General features: G+C 75.0%; 9 protein-coding genes. 3 read left to right on the top strand and 6 right to left on the bottom strand.

The window, feature by feature from the left end; translation table 11 throughout:
- Positions 1–89: 89 nt before the first annotated feature.
- From pulA to ACFWEK_RS07965, 3 genes are all read right to left on the bottom strand, one after another.
- The gene (gene pulA, locus ACFWEK_RS07975; RefSeq protein ID WP_430553697.1) at positions 90–5,951 is read right to left on the bottom strand and encodes a pullulanase-type alpha-1,6-glucosidase; all 5,862 of its coding nucleotides are present in this window, start codon (positions 5,949–5,951) and stop codon (positions 90–92) included.
- 105 nt (positions 5,952–6,056) lie between these two features.
- Positions 6,057–9,644: an ATP-binding cassette domain-containing protein gene (locus tag ACFWEK_RS07970; RefSeq protein WP_430553696.1), complete on the bottom strand. Its 3,588-nt coding sequence runs from the start codon at positions 9,642–9,644 to the stop codon at positions 6,057–6,059.
- 50 nt (positions 9,645–9,694) lie between these two features.
- Positions 9,695–10,684, bottom strand: coding sequence for a malate dehydrogenase (locus ACFWEK_RS07965; protein WP_430546637.1), 990 nt, complete (start codon positions 10,682–10,684; stop codon positions 9,695–9,697).
- Positions 10,685–10,965: 281 nt separating this feature from the next.
- On the opposite strand from ACFWEK_RS07965, the gene ACFWEK_RS07960 reads away from it, so the two are divergent.
- Positions 10,966–11,985, top strand: a complete 1,020-nt coding sequence (locus ACFWEK_RS07960; RefSeq protein ID WP_430553695.1) for an MIP/aquaporin family protein — start codon at positions 10,966–10,968, stop codon at positions 11,983–11,985.
- A gap of 155 nt (positions 11,986–12,140) precedes the next feature.
- Here ACFWEK_RS07960 and ACFWEK_RS07955 read toward each other — a convergent pair whose 3' ends face one another.
- Positions 12,141–12,503, bottom strand: a complete 363-nt coding sequence (locus ACFWEK_RS07955) for a DUF3017 domain-containing protein (RefSeq protein WP_429766195.1) — start codon at positions 12,501–12,503, stop codon at positions 12,141–12,143.
- 73 nt (positions 12,504–12,576) lie between these two features.
- Here ACFWEK_RS07955 and ACFWEK_RS07950 point away from each other — a divergent pair, with 73 nt between their 5' ends.
- Positions 12,577–13,878, top strand: coding sequence for an NAD(P)/FAD-dependent oxidoreductase (locus ACFWEK_RS07950; protein WP_430553694.1), 1,302 nt, complete (start codon positions 12,577–12,579; stop codon positions 13,876–13,878).
- Between the two features lie 76 nt (positions 13,879–13,954).
- On the opposite strand, the gene purH is transcribed toward ACFWEK_RS07950, so the two are convergent.
- A complete protein-coding gene (gene purH / locus ACFWEK_RS07945; RefSeq protein WP_430546640.1) occupies positions 13,955–15,592 on the bottom strand; it encodes a bifunctional phosphoribosylaminoimidazolecarboxamide formyltransferase/IMP cyclohydrolase in 1,638 nt (545 codons plus the stop codon).
- A gap of 152 nt (positions 15,593–15,744) precedes the next feature.
- On the bottom strand, positions 15,745–16,317 hold the full coding sequence (locus tag ACFWEK_RS07940) for a helix-turn-helix domain-containing protein (RefSeq protein ID WP_430553693.1): 573 nt from the start codon (positions 16,315–16,317) through the stop codon (positions 15,745–15,747).
- 81 nt (positions 16,318–16,398) lie between these two features.
- On the opposite strand from ACFWEK_RS07940, the gene ACFWEK_RS07935 reads away from it, so the two are divergent.
- Positions 16,399–17,436 (top strand): SDR family NAD(P)-dependent oxidoreductase, encoded by a 1,038-nt coding sequence (locus ACFWEK_RS07935; protein WP_430546642.1) that lies wholly within the window; start codon positions 16,399–16,401, stop codon positions 17,434–17,436.
- The last annotated feature ends 53 nt before the right edge of the window (positions 17,437–17,489 follow it).

Below are 17,489 nucleotides of genomic sequence, written 5' to 3'. Positions count from 1 at the left end.
GGACGGCGTTCCGTCCCGCGGCCCTCCGGACTGCGGCCCCTCGGCGGTCTGTTCGTACGTCGAACACAACCGCGAGGGCTTGGTGGTGCTCAGCGCTGCGGGTCCTCCAGCACCGCCACGGTCCGGGCGGGCACGGTGACCGTGCCCGTGCGCGCGTCCCACCGGGTCCGCTTGACGACCGCGTCGCTGCCCGAGCGCTGCACGTTCGAGAGCCGGAAGTCCCGGCCGCGCAGCCCGGCCAGCTCGAGCGTCACGGGCTCCGGCGACGCGTTGAACACCGTCAGCAGCCCGTCCAGGCGACGGTCGGCGTCACGGCCGACGGTGTCGTCCACCACCATGGCGACGACGCCGGGCCGCGCGTCCGGCCCCGCCCCCGGGAACGACACCTTCTGCTCGATCGCCGCGGCGCTGCCGAGGCGGAACAGCCGCGTCGAGGACCTCAGCTCGAGCAGCTCGCGCGCCGCGCCGGAGGCCGTCGCGATGTCCGACGGCGCGGGCTTGAGCGCCGGGTCCGCCAGGAGCGGCGCCATCACCGGCCACGCGTCCTCGTTGTCCGCCGCCGGCGGCAGGCCGCGGCCGAAGCCGTTGTCCTGCCCGGACCAGTCGATCGCGTTGAACCAGTCGCCCGAGTCGTAGGAGTTCCGGTCCAGCGACTTCGAGCGCAGGAGGTCCGTGCCCGCGTGCCAGAACGACGGGGTCTGGGCCAGCGCCGTCGTCGCGAGCGACACGGTGTTCATCCGGACCCGGTCCGTCATGGCGGTGTCCTGCGGCAGCTTGAGCGTCAGCAGGTCGAAGAGCGTCTCGTTGTCGTGCGCGTCGACGTACGTGACGACCTCCTCCGGCGAGTCCGCGTACCCCGCGGGCGCGCCGCGGTAGTCGAGGTCCTCCCCCCGCGTCGTCTCGCCGGCACCGTCGTCCGACGCCCGGAACGCGAAGTCCCGCAGGTTGCCCGCCAGCCCGAGGCGCACCAGGTCGGTCTGGTGGCCCAGGTCGACGCGCTCGTCGTCGGAGCCGTCGTTGACGCTGCCGGCGTCGCCCTCGCTGGCCTCGCGGCCGTTCGGGTCGGTGAACAGGCCCGTGCCGAAGCCCTGCGTGAACCGCGACGCGGCGTCCACCGGCGACCCGCCGTGCACGGCGTCGCGCAGCCGGTCGCTGAACGTGCCGATGCCCGTGCCGCCGAGCTGCCCCTGCGTGGCCTGCGTGAACAGGGCGTTGTCCGCCACCTCGCCGAAGTTCCAGCCCTCGCCGTACAGGTAGACGGCGGACCCGTCGACGCCGTCCTCGCGGACGGTCAGGGCGTCGAGCGCCTCGCGCACGGCCAGCATGTTCTCCTTCGAGTGGTGGCCCATGAGGTCGAAGCGGAAGCCGTCCACCCTGTAGTCGCGGGCCCACGTGACCACCGAGTCGACCATGAGCTTGCCCGCCATCGCGTGCTCGGTGGCGACGTTCTGGCAGCAGGTGCTGGTCTCCACGGCGCCCGTCGTCGGGTTCAGCCGCTGGTAGTAGCCCGGCACGACCCGGTCGAGGACGCTCTTCGCGTCCTGCCCGCTCGCCGCGGTGTGGTTGAACACCTGGTCGAGCACCACCTGCAGGCCCGCGTCGTGCAGCGAGCCCACCATCGTGCGGAACTCGGCCACGCGCGCGCCCCCCTCGGCGTCGACGGCGTACGAGCCCTCGGGGACCGAGAAGTGGAACGGGTCGTAGCCCCAGTTGAAGCCGTCGCTCGCCGCGACCTGGGCGACCGCCGCCTGCTGCTCCTCGCCGTCGGGCGCGAACCCGGAGAGGTCGGGCGTGGTCGTCTGGTCCGCGCGCTCCTCGGGGATCGTCGCGATGTCGAACGTCGGCAGCAGGTGCACCGTCGTCATGCCCGCGTCGGCCAGCTCGCGCAGGTGCGTCATGCCGTCCGAGCGCCGCTGCGCGAACGCGAGGTACGTGCCGCGCTCCTTCGCCGGCACGCTCTCGTCGGAGATCGAGAAGTCGCGCACGTGCAGCTCGTAGATCGTCTGGTCCACGGCCCGCTCGACGACGGGCTGCGGCGTGGTGCGCCAGACCTTCGGCTGCCAGCGCCTGTCGTCCAGGCCGACGACGACCGAGTGCGTCGAGTCGAGCGTGAGGCCGACCGAGTACGGGTCGGTGACGACGTTCGTCTCGACCTTCCCCGTGCCCGGCACGTAGACCGTCACCGCGTACCGGTAGCGGGCGCCGTCCCAGGCGAGCCGCTTCGCCGCCCGCTTGCCGTCGAGCGTCCACGAGCCGTCACGCTCGCGCACCGCGTCGAAGCGCTCGGGGTCCTCGCCCAGGTCGCGGCCGGCGGGCCAGACGAGCAGGTCGACGTCCTGCGCCGTCGGCGCCCAGAGCGCGAACGAGGCCCACTTGCCGCTCGGGTGCCGCTGGGCGCCGAACGTACGCTTCGATGCCGGGTCGCTGTACAGGTCGTCGAGGACGCCGGGCACCTGCACGCCCGTCGCCGCGGACAGCCCCTCGCCCGAGGCCCGGGTGACCAGCAGCTGGCCGGTCAGCAGCTCCTCGACCGCCGCGCGGCCCAGCGGTTTCCCGTCGTCGCCCACCGGCGCGAGGGCCGTGTGGCCCGCGAGCGCCGGGAAGTCGCGCGCGACGTCGTCGGGCACGTCCCCCGCGGGGACCAGGTCGTGGGACGCGGCGCCCTCCGGCAGGTCGCCGCCGTCCGGCCCCCGCACCTCGCCGTCCGCGACCGCCAGGCCGCCGTCGGGCGCGGTCCACAGGGTCCAGTCGTCGCCGGCGCCGAGGTCGCCCGGGGCGAGCACGAGCCCCTCACGCACCCAGTGCGCGGCCTGCTGCCCGGCGCCGGGCAGCGGGGGGTTCTCCACGCCGATCGTCAGGACGTGCGACGCGAGGTCGTACGAGAACGCCACCGTTTCGCCCTCGCCCACGCTGAAGGAGTAGTTGGCGCCGTCGGGCTTGCCGCCCACGCCGTAGTTCTCGGCCCAGCTCAGCCCGTGCGCCACCTTCGCCTCGTACGCGCCGGCGGCCAGGTCGTCGGTGGTCCAGGTGTACGTGCCGTCGCCGTCCGGGTCCTTGAGCCACGACGCGAGGCAGTCGGGCGCCCAGGACGAGGTGCAGCCCACCTGGTCCTGGAACGATCCGGCCAGCGTGACGACCGGGCCCTGCGCGGTGGACGAGAAGTCGTGGCTCACCGGGTCCCAGTAGATCGTGACCTCGCCGCCGTCGTGCGAGTACGTGGCGTTGCCGCCGTCGCGCACTCCCCCGACGCCGTAGTTGACGTCCCACGAGCCGTTCACGGCGACCTTGTACTCGTAGTCGCCGGCGGGCAGGTCGAAGGTGCCCTCCCACACGCCGTCCGGACGCTCGGTGAGGCGCGCGCCCTCGCAGTCCGGGGTCCAGTCGCCGGCGCAGCCCATCTCGCTGTTGTGGCTGCCGGGCACGGTCACCAGGTCGATCTCGGGCTCGGGCTCCTCGTCGCCGACCACGCCGGACACGTCGACGCCGACGGAGGCGAAGGTCGATGCGGCCGCGCGGTCGCCGTCGGCGTCCTGCGTCACGGCGCGGTACTCGACGAGCGTGCCCTCGGCCAGGCCCTTCGCGTCGTGGAAGACGCGCGGCGTCGTGTCCTCGGCCGTGCCGAGCGGGTGCCAGTCGGACGTGCCGACCTCGCGCCACGCGAAGGACGTCTCCGCCCACGCGTCGTCGTCGACGTCGGCCGCCACCGCCGCGGTGCCGCTGACCGCCGCGCCCGCCGCCGGGACGGCGACGTCCAGCGTGCCGTCGGAGTCCGCCCCCACCGTGCGGTCGGCGCGCAGCACCAGGGCCGACGTCGCGGGCACCTGCACCGTGACCTCGCCGGCGTCGTCCGCGGTCACCGGCTCCCCGTCGCCGTACAGCACCTCGTACGACGCGCCCGGGGTGAGGGTGGTGAGGGTCGCGCTCGTCGTCTGCGCCGCGTTGTTGACGGCGACCAGGTGCTCGACCTTCTCCGCGCGGTCCACGCGGCTGAACGCGTAGATCCCGGCGCCGTTCTCCGCGTACCGCTCGACCTGCGCGCCGGTCGCGAGCGCCGGGTGCGCCTCGCGCAGCGCCGCCAGCTCGGCGATGCGGGAGTACAGCGGGGCGTCGGTGGCGTAGCGGTCCACGCGGCCCGCCTGCTCGCCGGTGACGAGCGGCTGGTCGGCGTACTCGTCCACCTGCGTGGCGAAGAGGGTCTGCCGGGCGTCCTTGTCGCCGCCGGTGCCGGCGAAGCCCTGCTCGTCGCCGTAGTACACGACCGGCTGGCCGCGCGTGAGGTACATGAGGTCGTGCGCCAGCTCGTCACGCGCCAGCGGCTCGTCGGTGCCGGCGAGCATGTAGCCGACGCGACCCATGTCGTGGTTGCCGAGGAACGTCGGCAACGCGGACGCGGATTTCGTCGGCGTCGTGTACCGGTCGTCGCTCGCGAACAGGCTCGCCAGGCCGCGGGCGCTGTTGCCGCTCGCGTAGCTGGTCGCGGCCGCCTGGAAGGAGAAGTCGAGCACCGAGCTCATGTCGGTGTCGCGCACGTACGGCGACGTCTTGGCGGCGTCGGCGTCGTACACCTCGCCGAACATGAAGAAGTCGTCCTTGCCCTGCGCGTGGGCGTGGGCCATGACCTCGGCCGACCACTTCTCCCAGAACTCCGGGTTCACGTGCTTGACCGTGTCGATGCGGAACCCGTCGATGCCGAGGTCGATCCAGTTGGAGTACACGTCGACGAAGCCCTGCACGACGCGCGGGTCCTCCGTCATGAGGTCGTCCAGGCCGTCGAAGTCGCCGTACGTGACCGACTCCCCCGTCCACGTCGAGTTGCCCCGGTTGTGGTACAGCGTCGGGTCGTTGAGCCAGGCCGGGACCTTGGCGTCGGCGTCCTCGGGCGCGATCACCGGCGTGTACGGGAACGACGTCGCGGCGTCGAGCTCGGGGAAGTCGTCCGAGCCCGCGACGTCGCCCGGGTCGAAGGCGTTCCCGGCGGCGTCGGTGTACGGCGACGTCGCCTGGTCGACGTACCCGTACTCCCCCTCGGCGTAGTCGATGACGTCGGCCGTGTGGTTGGTGATGATGTCGAAGTAGACCTTGATGCCCTTGGCGTGGGCCTCGTCGATCAGCGCGCGCAGCTCGTCGTTGGTGCCCAGGTGCGGGTCGATCCGCGTGAAGTCCGTGATCCAGTAGCCGTGGTAGCCCGCGCTGGCGTCGTCGCCCGTGCCCTGCACCGGGCGGTTGAGGAACGACGGCGTCAGCCAGATCGCGGTGGTGCCCAGGCCCTCGATGTAGTCGAGCCTCTCGCGCAGGCCGGCGATGTCCCCGCCCTGGTAGAAGCCCTTGTCCGTCGGGTCGAAGCCGTGGTCCAGGCGGTCGCCGTCGCTACCGCCGGTGTCGTTCGAGTCGTCGCCGTTCGCGAAGCGGTCGGTCATGACGAAGTAGAACCGCTCGTCCGAGCCCGCCTGCCGCACCGGCGGCACCACCAGGTCGGCGTCCGTCGCGTCGTCGTAGGCGCCGGCCAGCGTGAGCGGCGTGAGCGCGACGCGGTGCGTCGTGTCGTCGTAGGCGACCCGCACGCGCGCGTCACCGCCGAGCACCAGGGGGGCGTTCTCGTCGGTGCCCTCGCGCCCGTAGGACTCGTCCCAGGCGCCGTCGAGCGCGACCTTGTACTCGTACGTCCCGGCCGGCAGGTCGACGTCGGCGCTGAAGGTGCCGTCGCCGGCCGGCGTGAGGGTGGTGGCTGCACAGGTCGGGTCCCAGTCCTCGGCGCAGCCGAGCTCCGTCTGGAGGCTCCCGACCAGGGTGGCGGTGCGGTCCGCGGCGCCCGCCGCGGGCGCCGTCGTGAGGGCGAGCCCGCCGAGGCCGGCGGACAGCGCGGGGACGGTGAGCGCGACGGCGGTCAGCGAGGCGGCCGCGCGGCGAGTCGGGCGCCTTCGGGGGGCGCGGGCCTGGGCAGCACGAGGCATGGAGGACTCCTTCGTCGTCCGGGCGCGCGGAGGTCGCGACCCGCCGCGACTGTACCGTTGCAGCAACCTTGCAGCAACAGGTCCGCGAAACACCGTGGGCGACGGTCAGCCCGCCAGGTGCCCCCAGCGTGGCGCGAGCTCGTGCCACGGGCCGACCTCGGCGATCTCGCCGTCGGCGAGCACGACGACGCGGTCCGCGCGCGACAGGGCCGCGCGCTTCGACGTCGCGCCGACGACGGTGGTGCCGCGCTCGCGCAGCGACGCCCACAGCTCGATCTCCGTGGTGGCGTCCAGCGCGCTGGAGACGTCGTCGGCCAGCAGCAGCTCGGCGTCCGTCGCCAGCGCGCGGGCGAGCGCCAGTCGCTGCACCTGCCCGCCGGACAGCCGCACCCCGCGGTGGCCGACGAGCGCGTCCGGCCCGCCCGCCTCGTCCACGTCCTGCCCCAGGCGCGCGGAGGCGACCGGGCCGTCGACGTCGCGCTCGTGGTCCAGGCGCACGTTCTCGCTGAACGTGCCGGACAGCACGCGCGGCACCTGCGCGACGTGCGCGACCTGGCCCGGGCGCAGGAACGCCTGGGCGTCCTCGACGTCCCGCTCGTTCCAGCGGATCCGGCCGGTGTGCTCCATGAGGCCGCTCAGCGCGGACAGCAGGCTCGACTTCCCCGAGCCGACCTGGCCGAGCAGCAGCACGAGCTCGCCGCGCCGCACCTCCAGGTCCACCCCCGACACCCCGATGGTGCCGTCGTCGTGCACCGCGGTCACGCCCTCGAGCCGCAGCCGCTCCAGCGCCTCGCGCGGGCCCGCGGCCGGCCGGGGCGCGTCGCCGGTGAGCAGGTCGACGCCCGCGGGCAGGTCCATGAGGTCGGACCCCGCGGCGAACCGGCCGGTGGCCCGCTGCCACGACCGGGTGCCGGGCGCCTCCGTCACGACCGCTCCCGCCACGACGCCGAACCAGCCGAACCCGTTCACGGCGTTCGCGACGAGCAGCGCGGTCGCCAGCCCCCACGTGCCGGTGAGCAGGCCCGCCCAGGCCGCGACGACACCGAGCTGCACCATGATCATCGGCACGCCGTCGAGAGCGGCCTGGATCCGGTGCTCGAAGATCGCGGCCCGGACGCGGCCGCCGTCCACCTCGCGCAGGTGCGCGTGCACCTGCGGCGTCCGCGCGGCGAGCTTCACCGTGCGCGCGGAGTCGAGCGCGGAGACGAGGGCCCGGCCGAACCGGGCGCGCGCGGCGGACGACCGGGTGGCCGAGCGGCCCGCGATCGGCCGACCGACCGCCGACGCGGCCGCCGAGACCACCATGACGGCCAGCAGCACGCCGCCGGCCAGCCACGACCCGCTGAGCAGCGCCGTCACGCCGGCGATGACCAGGCCGTTGACGAAGTCGACCCAGCGGTCCGCGTAGCGCACGAACCGGTCGGAGTCCATGGCGCGGGCCACGACCTCGCCGGGCGGGGTGGCGCGCAGGCGCTCCTGGCGCGTCTGCCCCACCATCACCGCCATCCGGACGCGCAGGAGCACCTCCACCCACCACCGCGGGTAGACGTACAGCGCCCACGCGAGCGCCAGCGGCGCGACGACGAGGAGCACGGCGAACGCGACCATGAGCACGGTGGGGAAGCCGGCGTCGAGCCCCTCGACCGCCCGCCCCCACAGGAACCCGGTCAGCGCGCCCTGCGCGGAGACGAGGCTCGCCACGAGGAAGAGCGCCGCGCCGACCACGCCCCACGCGGGGCGCACGAACAGCGCGTGCAGGACGCCGCGCGCCAGGCTCGGGCCCTCGCCCGGGTCGGCGAGGTCCGGCGCCTCGCCGCGGCGGCGCCTGCCGCCCACGTCGTGCGACGCCGCCGGCGCGGCGCCCACGGTGCCCGACGGCGCGCTCGACGGCGTCGACCGGTGACCGGTGAGCGCCGACGCGACCTCCTCGGCGGCACCGGCGCTCGCGACGGGTGCGTCCGCGGCGTCGCTCGCCAGGAGCAGGTCGCGGTACGGGCCGTCCTCGCGGGCGAGCCGCGCCCGGGGGCCCTGCTGCACGACCCGGCCGTGGTCGAGCGCGGCGAGCAGGTCCGCCCGCTCGATGGTCGTGAGCCGGTGCGCGACCAGCACGCCCGTGCGCCCGGCGAGCAGCCGCTCGGACGCCGCGACCACGCGGGCCTCGGTGAGCGGGTCCATGCGCGCCGTCGCCTCGTCGAGCACCACCACCTGGACGTCGCGCACCAGCAGGCGCGCGAACGCGACGAGCTGCTCCTCCCCCGCGGACAGCGACGTGCCGCCCGGGCCGAGCAGCGTGTCGAGACCGTCGGGCAGGCCCGACACCCAGGCCTCCAGGCGCAGCTCGCGCACGGCCGCCTCGACGTCCTCGCGCGGGACGTCGGCGAACAGCGCGACGTTCTCGGCGAGCGTGCCGGCGAGGATCTCGGTGCGCTGCGTGACGACGCCCACCGCGGCGCGCAGCTTCTGCAGGTCGAGGTCGCGGACGTCGACGCCGCCGAGGAACACCGTGCCGGGCTCCGGCTCGACGGCGCGCGACAGCAGCGACGCGAGCGTCGACTTCCCGGAGCCGGTGCGCCCGACGAGCGCCACCGTCTGCCCCGCGGGGACGCGGAGGTTCACGCCCTGCAGCGCGAAGGTGCCCTCGGCGTACGAGAAGTGCAGGTCGCGCAGCTCGATGCCCACCGGGCCCTCGGGCAGGTCGCGCCCGCCGCTCGGCTCCGGCTCGACCGACAGCATCTGCCGGATGCGCGTGATGGCGCCCAGCCCCTCCTGGATGTCCGGCAGGTGGTGGATGAGGTTGTCCACCTGGCCCACGAACATCGAGGTGACGAGGAACAGCGTCACGAGGTCCTGGACGGCGAGAGTGCCGCCCGACGCGAGCGCAGCCCCGGCCACGGCGACGCCGGCGAGGAGCGCGGCGAGCACCAGGCCGGCCCGGCGCAGCATCTTCGACTCGACGACGACCACGTCGCGGAACTTGCGGTGCACGTCCGCCGAGCGCTGCGCCAGTCGGCGGATCGCGAACGGCTGGCCGAGGCTGGTGCGCAGGTCGTCGCGGGCGGCCACCGACTCCTCGAACGCGGCCGCGTGGTCGGTCCAGGCTGCCTCCTCGATCACCTTGCGGCGGGCGATCTCGCCCAGCATCGGGCGCACGAGGACGCCCGCGAGCGCGCCCAGCAGCGGGAACAGGATCCACGCCGGCCACCAGGTGACGCCGGCGACCACGTACATCGGCACGACGCCGACCACCGTGCGGCCCGCGCCCCACAGCTGGCGGCGCACGAGCGTGCCGACGGCGTGCGTGTCGTCGTCGACCCGGTCGAGCACCTCGCCCACGGCCTGCTCGGTGAGCGTGGCGAGCGGCTGGTGCAGCGCCGCGGTCAGCAGGTCGCCGCGCAGCCGCCCCTCGGCGCGGTCGACGACGCCCGCCCACACGACCTGCCCGGCCGTGTCGAACAGGGCGGCGCCGACCACGCAGAGCGCGAGCAGCGACAGCAGCGCCCCCGTCGGGTCCTCCGCGAGGCGGCCCGCGACGACGGTGCCGAGCGCGGCACCCACCGCCCCGAGGGTGAGCGCGACCAGCGCGACCGCCGCGACGGGCCCGCGCAGCCTCCGCCAGTCGAGGCGGCGGGACGGGTCCGTCGGCGTGGTCGTGGTGGAGGTGTGTTCCGCGCGCGCGGCAGGGGCGTCGATCATGGCCCGAGAAGCCTATGCGGCGCCCCCGACGCTCCGCCGCAGAATTTCCGTCAGATCAGGCCGAGCGCACGCACGGCATCCCGCTCCTCGGAGAGCTCCTGCACGCTGGCCGCGATCCGCTCGCGGGAGAAGTCGTCGATCTCGAGGCCCTCGACGACCTCCCACGCACCGCCCGACGACGTCACCGGGAACGACGAGACGAGGCCCTCCGGCACGCCGTACTGCCCGGTGGACCACAGGCCCGCGCTGGTCCAGTCGCCCTCGGGCGTGCCCAGCACCCAGTCGTGGACGTGGTCGATCGCCGCGTTCGCCGCGGACGCCGCCGACGACGCCCCGCGCGCGTCGATGATCGCGGCGCCGCGCTTGGCCACCGTCGGGATGAAGTCGTCCGCGAGCCAGAGCTTGTCCTCGTCCGCGTAGCGGGCGCCCGGCGTGCCCGCGACGTCGGCCCGGAACACGTCCGGGTACTGGCTCGCGGAGTGGTTGCCCCAGATCGTCACGCGGCGCACCTGCGAGACCGGCACGTCCGCCCGCTTCGCGAGCTGGGACAGCGCGCGGTTGTGGTCGAGGCGCGTCATCGCCGTGAAGCGGTCCTTCGGCACGTCGGGCGCGTTCGACGCCGCGATCAGCGCGTTCGTGTTGGCCGGGTTGCCCACGACCAGGACCCGCACGTCGTCGGCCGCGCCCGCGTTGATGGCCCGGCCCTGCGGCCCGAAGATGCCGCCGTTCGCCTCGAGCAGGTCCGCCCGCTCCATGCCCGGGCCGCGCGGCCGGGCCCCCACCAGCAGGGCGACGTTCGTGCCCGCGAAGCCCGCCGTCGGGTCGTCGTGGATGTCGATGCCGTCCAGCAGCGGGAAGGCGCAGTCGTCGAGCTCCATCGCGGTCCCCTCGGCTGCCTTCACCGCCTGCGGGATCTCCAGCAGCCGCAGCCGCACAGGCGTGTCGGGGCCGAGCATCGCGCCCGACGCGATCCGGAAGAGCAGCGCGTACCCGATCTGGCCCGCCGCCCCGGTGACGGTGACGTTCACTGGTGTGGTCATGCCCCTACTCTGACGCAGCCGGGCGCCGGGGTCGACCGCCACCCCGGCCCGGCCCTCGACGACGCCGCCGACCGGCGCGCCGACCGTCGTGGTGGAGCGCGACCTGGGACGACGCGCGGTAACGTGCCAGGAGCGCCACCGTCGGCCCGCGCTCAGCAACCGTTCAGACCACGGTGGAAGCATGCCCGCGCAGCCGGCCGTGAGGCCGGTCACGCACGACCGGCCCTCCCACCGCGGGGGGCACACCGAGACGCCCGTCTCCCGAGCAGAGAAGGACCCTCATGTCCCAGGACATCGCCGCCGAGGGCGGTACGGCCCCGGCCGACGTCGACACGGCGGCCGGCACCCCGCAGCACGGCCTGTTCGCCCGGCTCGCCGCCGAGGCCTTCGGCACGTTCGTGCTGGTGCTCGGCATCGTCGGCACCGCCACTTTCAACCTGTTCAACAACGGTCAGATCATCACCGTCGCGCTCGCGGGCGGGATCCTCGTCATGGGCGCCATCGCCGCTGTCGGCGGCGTCTCCGGCGGCCACTTCAACCCCGCCGTGACCTTCGGCCTGACGCTCGCCGGCCGTGCCGCGTGGCGGGACCTGGTGCCGTACTGGGCCGCCCAGCTCGTGGGCGGCACCGCGGCCGCGGCCGTGATGTTCTCGATCATCCCCGACTCGGTCCTCCCGTTCGCGCAGGTGACGACGAAGGCGGAGTTCTTCCAGCTCACCGCCAACGGCTTCGGCACGCACTCCCCGGCCGCGAACCTCACCGCGGCCGCGGCGCAGCAGGGCGGCTCCCCGGTCGAGTTCACGATGTGGGCCGCCGTCCTCGTCGAGGTGATCGTCACGGCGATCTTCGTCGGCGTGATCCTCGGCGTGACGAGCAAGCGCACGTCCGTCACCTTCGCCCCGGTGGTCATCGGGCTGACCCTCGGCGCGATGCTCATCGTCGCCTGGCCGGTCACCAACGCGTCGCTCAACCCGGCCCGCTCGTTCGCCTCCGCGGTGTTCGGCGGGGGCTGGACGTGGGGCCAGCTGTGGGTGTTCGTCGTCGCCCCGCTGGTGGGCGCGGCACTTGCCGCCCTGTTCGTCCGGGCGTTCCAGCCCGTGCCCGCCGTCGCGCTGGCCGAGGTCGAGTACACGGCCGTGACGGTCGAGGAGCGGACCGTTCCCGAGCACGACGTCGTCGACGACGGCGCCCTTCCGACGGCGTCGGAGGTCGACGAGAACGAGGGCGAGTGGGACGGGCAGGACGTCGACGACGCCAAGCCCGGCACCGACGAGCCGAAGGGCGACGCGCCGCGCGCCTGACGCCCCGACGCACGAGGGCCGGTACCCGCGGGGTGCCGGCCCTCGTGCCGTCCGCGGAGGATCTCACCCGCGAGCCGGCGGAGACCCGAAGGGTGCGCACGGCCGGGATCGTGGCCGTCCGCGAGCCTCGCGGCTCGGCGGGCTGATCGGGGCGCTCAGCCCAGGCCGGGGGCGGTCAGGGCCAGCACGCCGATGACGACTGCGCCGCCCCAGCACAGGAAGACGTCGAAGCCCCGGCTCCGCACGACCAGGCCGACCGGCCCGGTGGCCGACGTGGCCCGCCACGTGCCGGCGACGGCGAGGGTCAGCGCGATGGTGCCGGTGCCGACGCGGGCCCCGACCAGCACGCCGAGCACGACGGCGAGCACGATGCCCGCGAGCACGGTGACGATGGCGCGCTCGGGGCCGGGCAGGGGGCGCGCCGGCTCCTCGCCCTTCGCCCCGACCGTGTGCCACGCGGGCGCGGGCTCGGCCCCTCCGGGGTCACGCGGAGGGTCGGGCAGCGCACGGGGATCCACGGCAGCCGAGCCTACCGTCGCGCGACCGGCGCGAGCGCCGGACCTCCACGCCCGCAGGGTTACGGTGAGGACCGTGCCCGAGCCGACCTCCGACGTCTCTCCCCGTCCTCCCCTCCGGTCCGTCGTCGTGGTGGGCGCCGGCCTCGCCGGCGCGCAGACCGTCGCCGCGCTGCGCACGCACGGCTTCGACGGGCGGATCACGCTGCTCGGCGCGGAGGGCGCGCCCCCGTACGACCGCCCGCCGCTCTCCAAGGAGCTGCTGACGCGGCCCGAGCCGGTGTGGCTGAGCGCGGACCTCGGCGTCGACGTCGAGGCGCTGGCCGACGACGTGCGGCTCGCCGAGCCCGCCCTGTCGCTGGCCTCGGGGCCGGACGGCGTGGTCGTCACGACGTCACGGGACGAGGTCGCGGCCGACGCCGTCGTGCTCGCGGTGGGCTCCGTCCCGGTCGTCCCGCCGGGGTTCTCCGCGTCGTCGCTGCTGCACACGGCCGCCGACGCCGACCGCCTGCGGGCGGCCCTGCGCGCCGACGACGGGCTGCGCCTGGTGATCGTGGGCGCGGGCTGGATCGGCGCCGAGGTCGCGGGGGTCGCCGCGGGCGCCGGGGCGGACGTCACGGTGCTGGAGGCGGCCGACGCCCCGTTGTCGCGCCAGCTGGGTCCCGACGTCGGGGCGCTCCTCGCGGGCTGGTACCGGGCCGCCGGGGTGCGCCTGCGCACGGGCGCCGCGGTGGCGGCCGTGGAGGGCTCCGGCGTGGTCCTCGCCGACGGCGAGCACGTGCCGGCGGACCTCGTGCTCACCGCCGTGGGCGCGCGGCCGGCGTCGGGCTGGCTGGAGGGCACGCTGCCCCTGGACGCGCGCGGCGCGCTCCTCGTGGACGGCGACGGCCGCGTCCCCGGCCATCCCCGCGTCTGGGCGGTCGGCGACGTCGCGTCGCGCGCGCACCCCGTGTTCGGCACGGTGCCGGGCGGGCACTGGTCGGCCGCGCTGCACGACCCGGACCCCACCGTGCGCGCCATGCTCGGCGTCGAGCCGGCCGGCGCCGGGCACGCACCGTACGTCTTCTCGCAGCAGCTCGGGCACGACCTGGCGCTGCTGGGCCTGCCGGTCACCACCGGGCCCGACGCCTCCCCCGTGGTGCTGCGGGGCACCCCCGGCGAGGGCCCGTGGGCGGCGCTCTACCTGGACCCGGCGGAGAGCACGGGGCTCGACGACGCGCCCGACGGCGTCGCGACCGTCCGAGCCGTCCTCCTCGTCGACTCGCCGCGCGACGTCGGCGGCGTCCGGCGTCTCATGAGCCGCGGCGAGCCGCTCCGCCTGGACCTCGCGAGGGCCACCGACCCCGCCGTCCGGCTGAAGTCGGCCGTCGCCCCCTGACGCCGAACTGGCGGTCGACACCGTTCTGGGGCCCGAAGATGGCCCATCACGGTGTCAACCGCCTGTTCGGCACTCCTCAGTGCGCGAAGTGGCGCGTCCCGGTGAGGTACATCGTCACGCCGGCGGCCTGCGCGGCCTCGATCACCTCGGCGTCGCGGATGGACCCGCCGGGCTGGACGACGGCGCGGACGCCGGCGTCGAGCAGCACCTGAAGTCCGTCGGCGAAGGGGAAGAACGCGTCGGACGCGGCGACCGCGCCGCGCGCCCGCTCCGCCCCCTCGGCGAGCGTGTTCGCGCGCTCGACGGACAGGCGGCAGGAGTCGACGCGGTTGACCTGGCCCATGCCGATGCCGACGGCGGCACCGTCGGCGGCGAGCAGGATCGCGTTGGACTTGGCGGCGCGGACGGCCTTCCACGCGAACGCGAGGTCGGCGAGCGTGGCCTCGTCGGCGGCCTCGCCGGCGGCGAGCGTCCACGACGCGGGGTCGTCGCCCTCGGCCTGGAACCGGTCGACCTCCTGGACGAGCATGCCGCCGGAGATCGGGCGGTTCTCGGCGACGGCCTGCGGCGGGGTGTCGACGACGAGCAGGCGCACGTTCTTCTTCTTCTGCAGGATCTCGAGCGCCTCGGGCTCGAATCCCGGAGCGACGACGACCTCGGTGAAGATCGGCGCGATCCCCTCGGCCGCGGCCTTCGTCACGACCCGGTTGGCCGCGATGACGCCGCCGTAGGCCGACACCGGGTCGGTGGCGTGCGCGCGGGCGTGGGCCTGCGCGATGTCGTCGCCGACGGCGATGCCGCACGGGTTGGCGTGCTTGATGACCGCCACCGCGGGGCCCTCGTGGTCGTGCGCGGCGCGCCAGGCGGCGTCGGCGTCCACGTAGTTGTTGTAGCTCATCGCCTTGCCGTGCAGCTGCGTCGCCTGGGCGAGGCCGCTGCCGCCGTCGGTCCGCGTGTACAGCGCCGCCTTCTGGTGCGGGTTCTCGCCGTAGCGGAGCACCGCGGCGCGCTCGAACGCCGCGCCGGCGACGTCGGGCATGTGCGACTCGAGGGCGGTCTCGTCGGGCGCGTAGTCGCTGGCGAACCAGGAGGCCACGGCGACGTCGTACTGCGCGGTGTGCGCGAACGCGGCGGCCGCGAGGCGCTTGCGCTGCGCGAAGCTGAAGCCGCCGCCCTGGACCGCGGAGACGACGTCGTCGTAGCGCGCCGGGTCGACGACGACGGCGACGCTCGGATGGTTCTTCGCCGCGGCACGGACCATCGACGGCCCGCCGATGTCGATCTGCTCGACGACCTCGTCCGGGCCGGCGCCGGACGCGACCGTCGCCGCGAAGGGGTACAGGTTCACCACGACGAGCTCGAACGTCTCGATGCCGAGGTCGGCGAGCTGGGCGAGGTGGTCGGCCTTGCGGGTGTCGGCCAGGATCCCGGCGTGCACGCGCGGGTGCAGCGTCTTGACGCGACCCTCGAGGCACTCGGGGAAGCCCGTGAGCTCCTCGACGCGCGTGACGGGGACGCCGGCGTCGGCGATCCTCGTGGCGGTGGAGCCGGTGGAGACGAGCTCCACGCCCGCGGCGTGCAGGGCGGTGGCGAGCTCGGTCAGGCCGGTCTTGTCGTAGACGCTGAGCAGCGCGCGGCGCACGGGGCGCTGGGCGTCGTCGGCGAGCTGGACGTCGGGGGCCGTGACGTGGGAAGCGGAGTGTGCTCCGGACATGAGTGTGTTCTCCTCGGGCGGGTTCTCTCGCGGAAAGACCCTCGCACCCAGGCGGGCGGCGCGCATGGCGGGACGTGTCGGCCGCTCCCCGGTGGTGACCCACCCTCGCCAGTCACGGCCACGGCGAGTCTATCGAACGTCGCCGGGACCGGTCACGGCAGCGCGACGTCCATGCCGAGCAGACGCCAGGCCCGGGCCGCGGTGTCCGCCCGGTCCGCCGCAGGGCGCCGGGTGAGGGCGCCGGCCACGAGCTCGACGCCGAGCATGAGGTCCTCGACGGAGGTGCCGGCGGGCACCTGGCCGGCCGCGAGCGCAGCGTCGTGGTGCGCGGCGAGCACGGCGGCGACGCGGTCGCGCAGCTCGAGCATGCGCCCCGGCCGGTCCTCGACCAGCAGGTCGACCACCCCGACGGACTCGATGGCGTGCCGCGTCACGAGGCCGAGGAGTTCCGGCAGCGCGGCGCCCGCGGCCGACGCCGCCTCCAGCGCGTCCACGTTCTCCTCGACGACGGCCGCCACGAGGGAGACGCGGTCCGGGAAGTGCCGGTAGAGGCTGCCCTGCCCGACGCCGGCGCGTCGCGCGACCGAGCTGAGCGGCGCGGCCGTGCCGGACTCGGCGAAGACGGCGTGCGCGGCCTCCAGGAGCGCCGCGCGGTTGCGGGCCGCCGCCGCGGGACCGGGGTTGCTCCGGGTGGACGGGCGCGGGTTGCTCCGGGCGGTGGACACCGGAATAGACTAGCAACCGGACAGTGTTGTCCGGTTAGCACGACAGCAGCCCGTGAGGGACCAGCCAGCAAGGAGAGCACCATGGCCCTGTCCGCATCCTCGACCGTCGGCGAGTGGCTCGACCACCCCGTCGGAGGCCGCATCCTCGGCGCCGTCCTCGAGCAGGCCGGCGCGTCGGCCGAGGCGCTCGCCCCGGCGCGCAACCTCCCGCTCGAGCAGCTCGTGGCGCTGTCGAACGGGCAGTTCCCCGCCGAGATGGTCGACGGCCTCGTCGCCGCGTACCGCGAGCAGGCGCCCGGAGACACCGACGCCGACCCCGCTGGCGGCGGCTCCCCCGTCCCCGCGCCCTGGGCCGAGCAGGTCACGCCGGGTCGCTTCGCCGGCCAGACCGTCGTCGTCACGGGCGCGGCCTCGGGCATCGGCCGCGCCGTCGCGTCCCGCGTGGCGCGCGAGGGCGGTCGCGTCGTCGCCGTCGACCTGGCGAAGGAGAAGCTGGACGAGCTCGCGGCGTCCCTGGCCGGCGTCGCGCCGGGCGCCGAGGTCGTCACCGTCGCGGGCGACATCACGTCGGCCGAGTCGGTCGAGGAGGTCGTGCGCGCCGCCGGCGAGCGCGTCGACGCCCTCGCCAACGTCGCCGGGATCATGGACGACATGGGCGCCGTGCACGAGCTCACCGACGCGACCTGGGAGCGCGTGATGCGCGTGAACGTCGACGGCACGATGCGCCTCATGCGCGCCGTCCTGCCCGGGATGCTCGCCGCGGGCCGCGGCCGCATCGTCAACGTCGCCTCGGAGGCCGGGCTGCGCGGGTCCGCCGCGGGCGCCGCGTACACGGCGTCCAAGCACGCCGTCGTCGGGCTCACCAAGTCCTCCGCCGTGATGTACGCGGGCACGGGCGTGCAGGTGAACGCCGTCGCGCCCGGCGGCGTCGCCACCGGCATCCAGGTGCCCGCGCAGGCCGAGTTCGGGGGCGCGCGGCTGGGCCGGTTCATGGGCAACATCCCCGGCATCGCGACGGCGGAGCACCTCGCCGCGTCGATCACGTTCCTGCTGTCCACCGACGCGGTGAACCTCAACGGCGCGATCCTCGCCTCCGACGGCGGCTGGTCCGCCGTCTGACCCCGGCCCGCCAGGAGCCCGGCGAGCCGTCAGGGTGAGCGCGGGGTGCATCC

This window comes from Isoptericola sp. NPDC060257 (genome assembly GCF_042726645.1).
Taxonomy (GTDB): domain Bacteria; phylum Actinomycetota; class Actinomycetes; order Actinomycetales; family Cellulomonadaceae; genus Isoptericola; species Isoptericola nanjingensis.
Note: the sequence above shows the minus strand (reverse complement) of the source record. Positions and strands in the feature narration are given on the sequence as shown.

Excerpts from the sequence above, each read along its gene's own strand:
- ACFWEK_RS07965 (WP_430546637.1), bottom strand. The coding sequence starts at position 10,684 with ATGACCACACCAGTGAACGTCACCGTCACCGGGGCGGCGGGCCAGATC.
- ACFWEK_RS07970 (WP_430553696.1), bottom strand. The coding sequence starts at position 9,644 with ATGATCGACGCCCCTGCCGCGCGCGCGGAACACACCTCCACCACGACC.
- ACFWEK_RS07935 (WP_430546642.1), top strand. The coding sequence starts at position 16,399 with ATGGCCCTGTCCGCATCCTCGACCGTCGGCGAGTGGCTCGACCACCCC.
- ACFWEK_RS07960 (WP_430553695.1), top strand. The coding sequence starts at position 10,966 with ATGTCCCAGGACATCGCCGCCGAGGGCGGTACGGCCCCGGCCGACGTC.
- purH (WP_430546640.1), bottom strand. The coding sequence starts at position 15,592 with ATGTCCGGAGCACACTCCGCTTCCCACGTCACGGCCCCCGACGTCCAG.
- pulA (WP_430553697.1), bottom strand. The coding sequence starts at position 5,951 with ATGCCTCGTGCTGCCCAGGCCCGCGCCCCCCGAAGGCGCCCGACTCGC.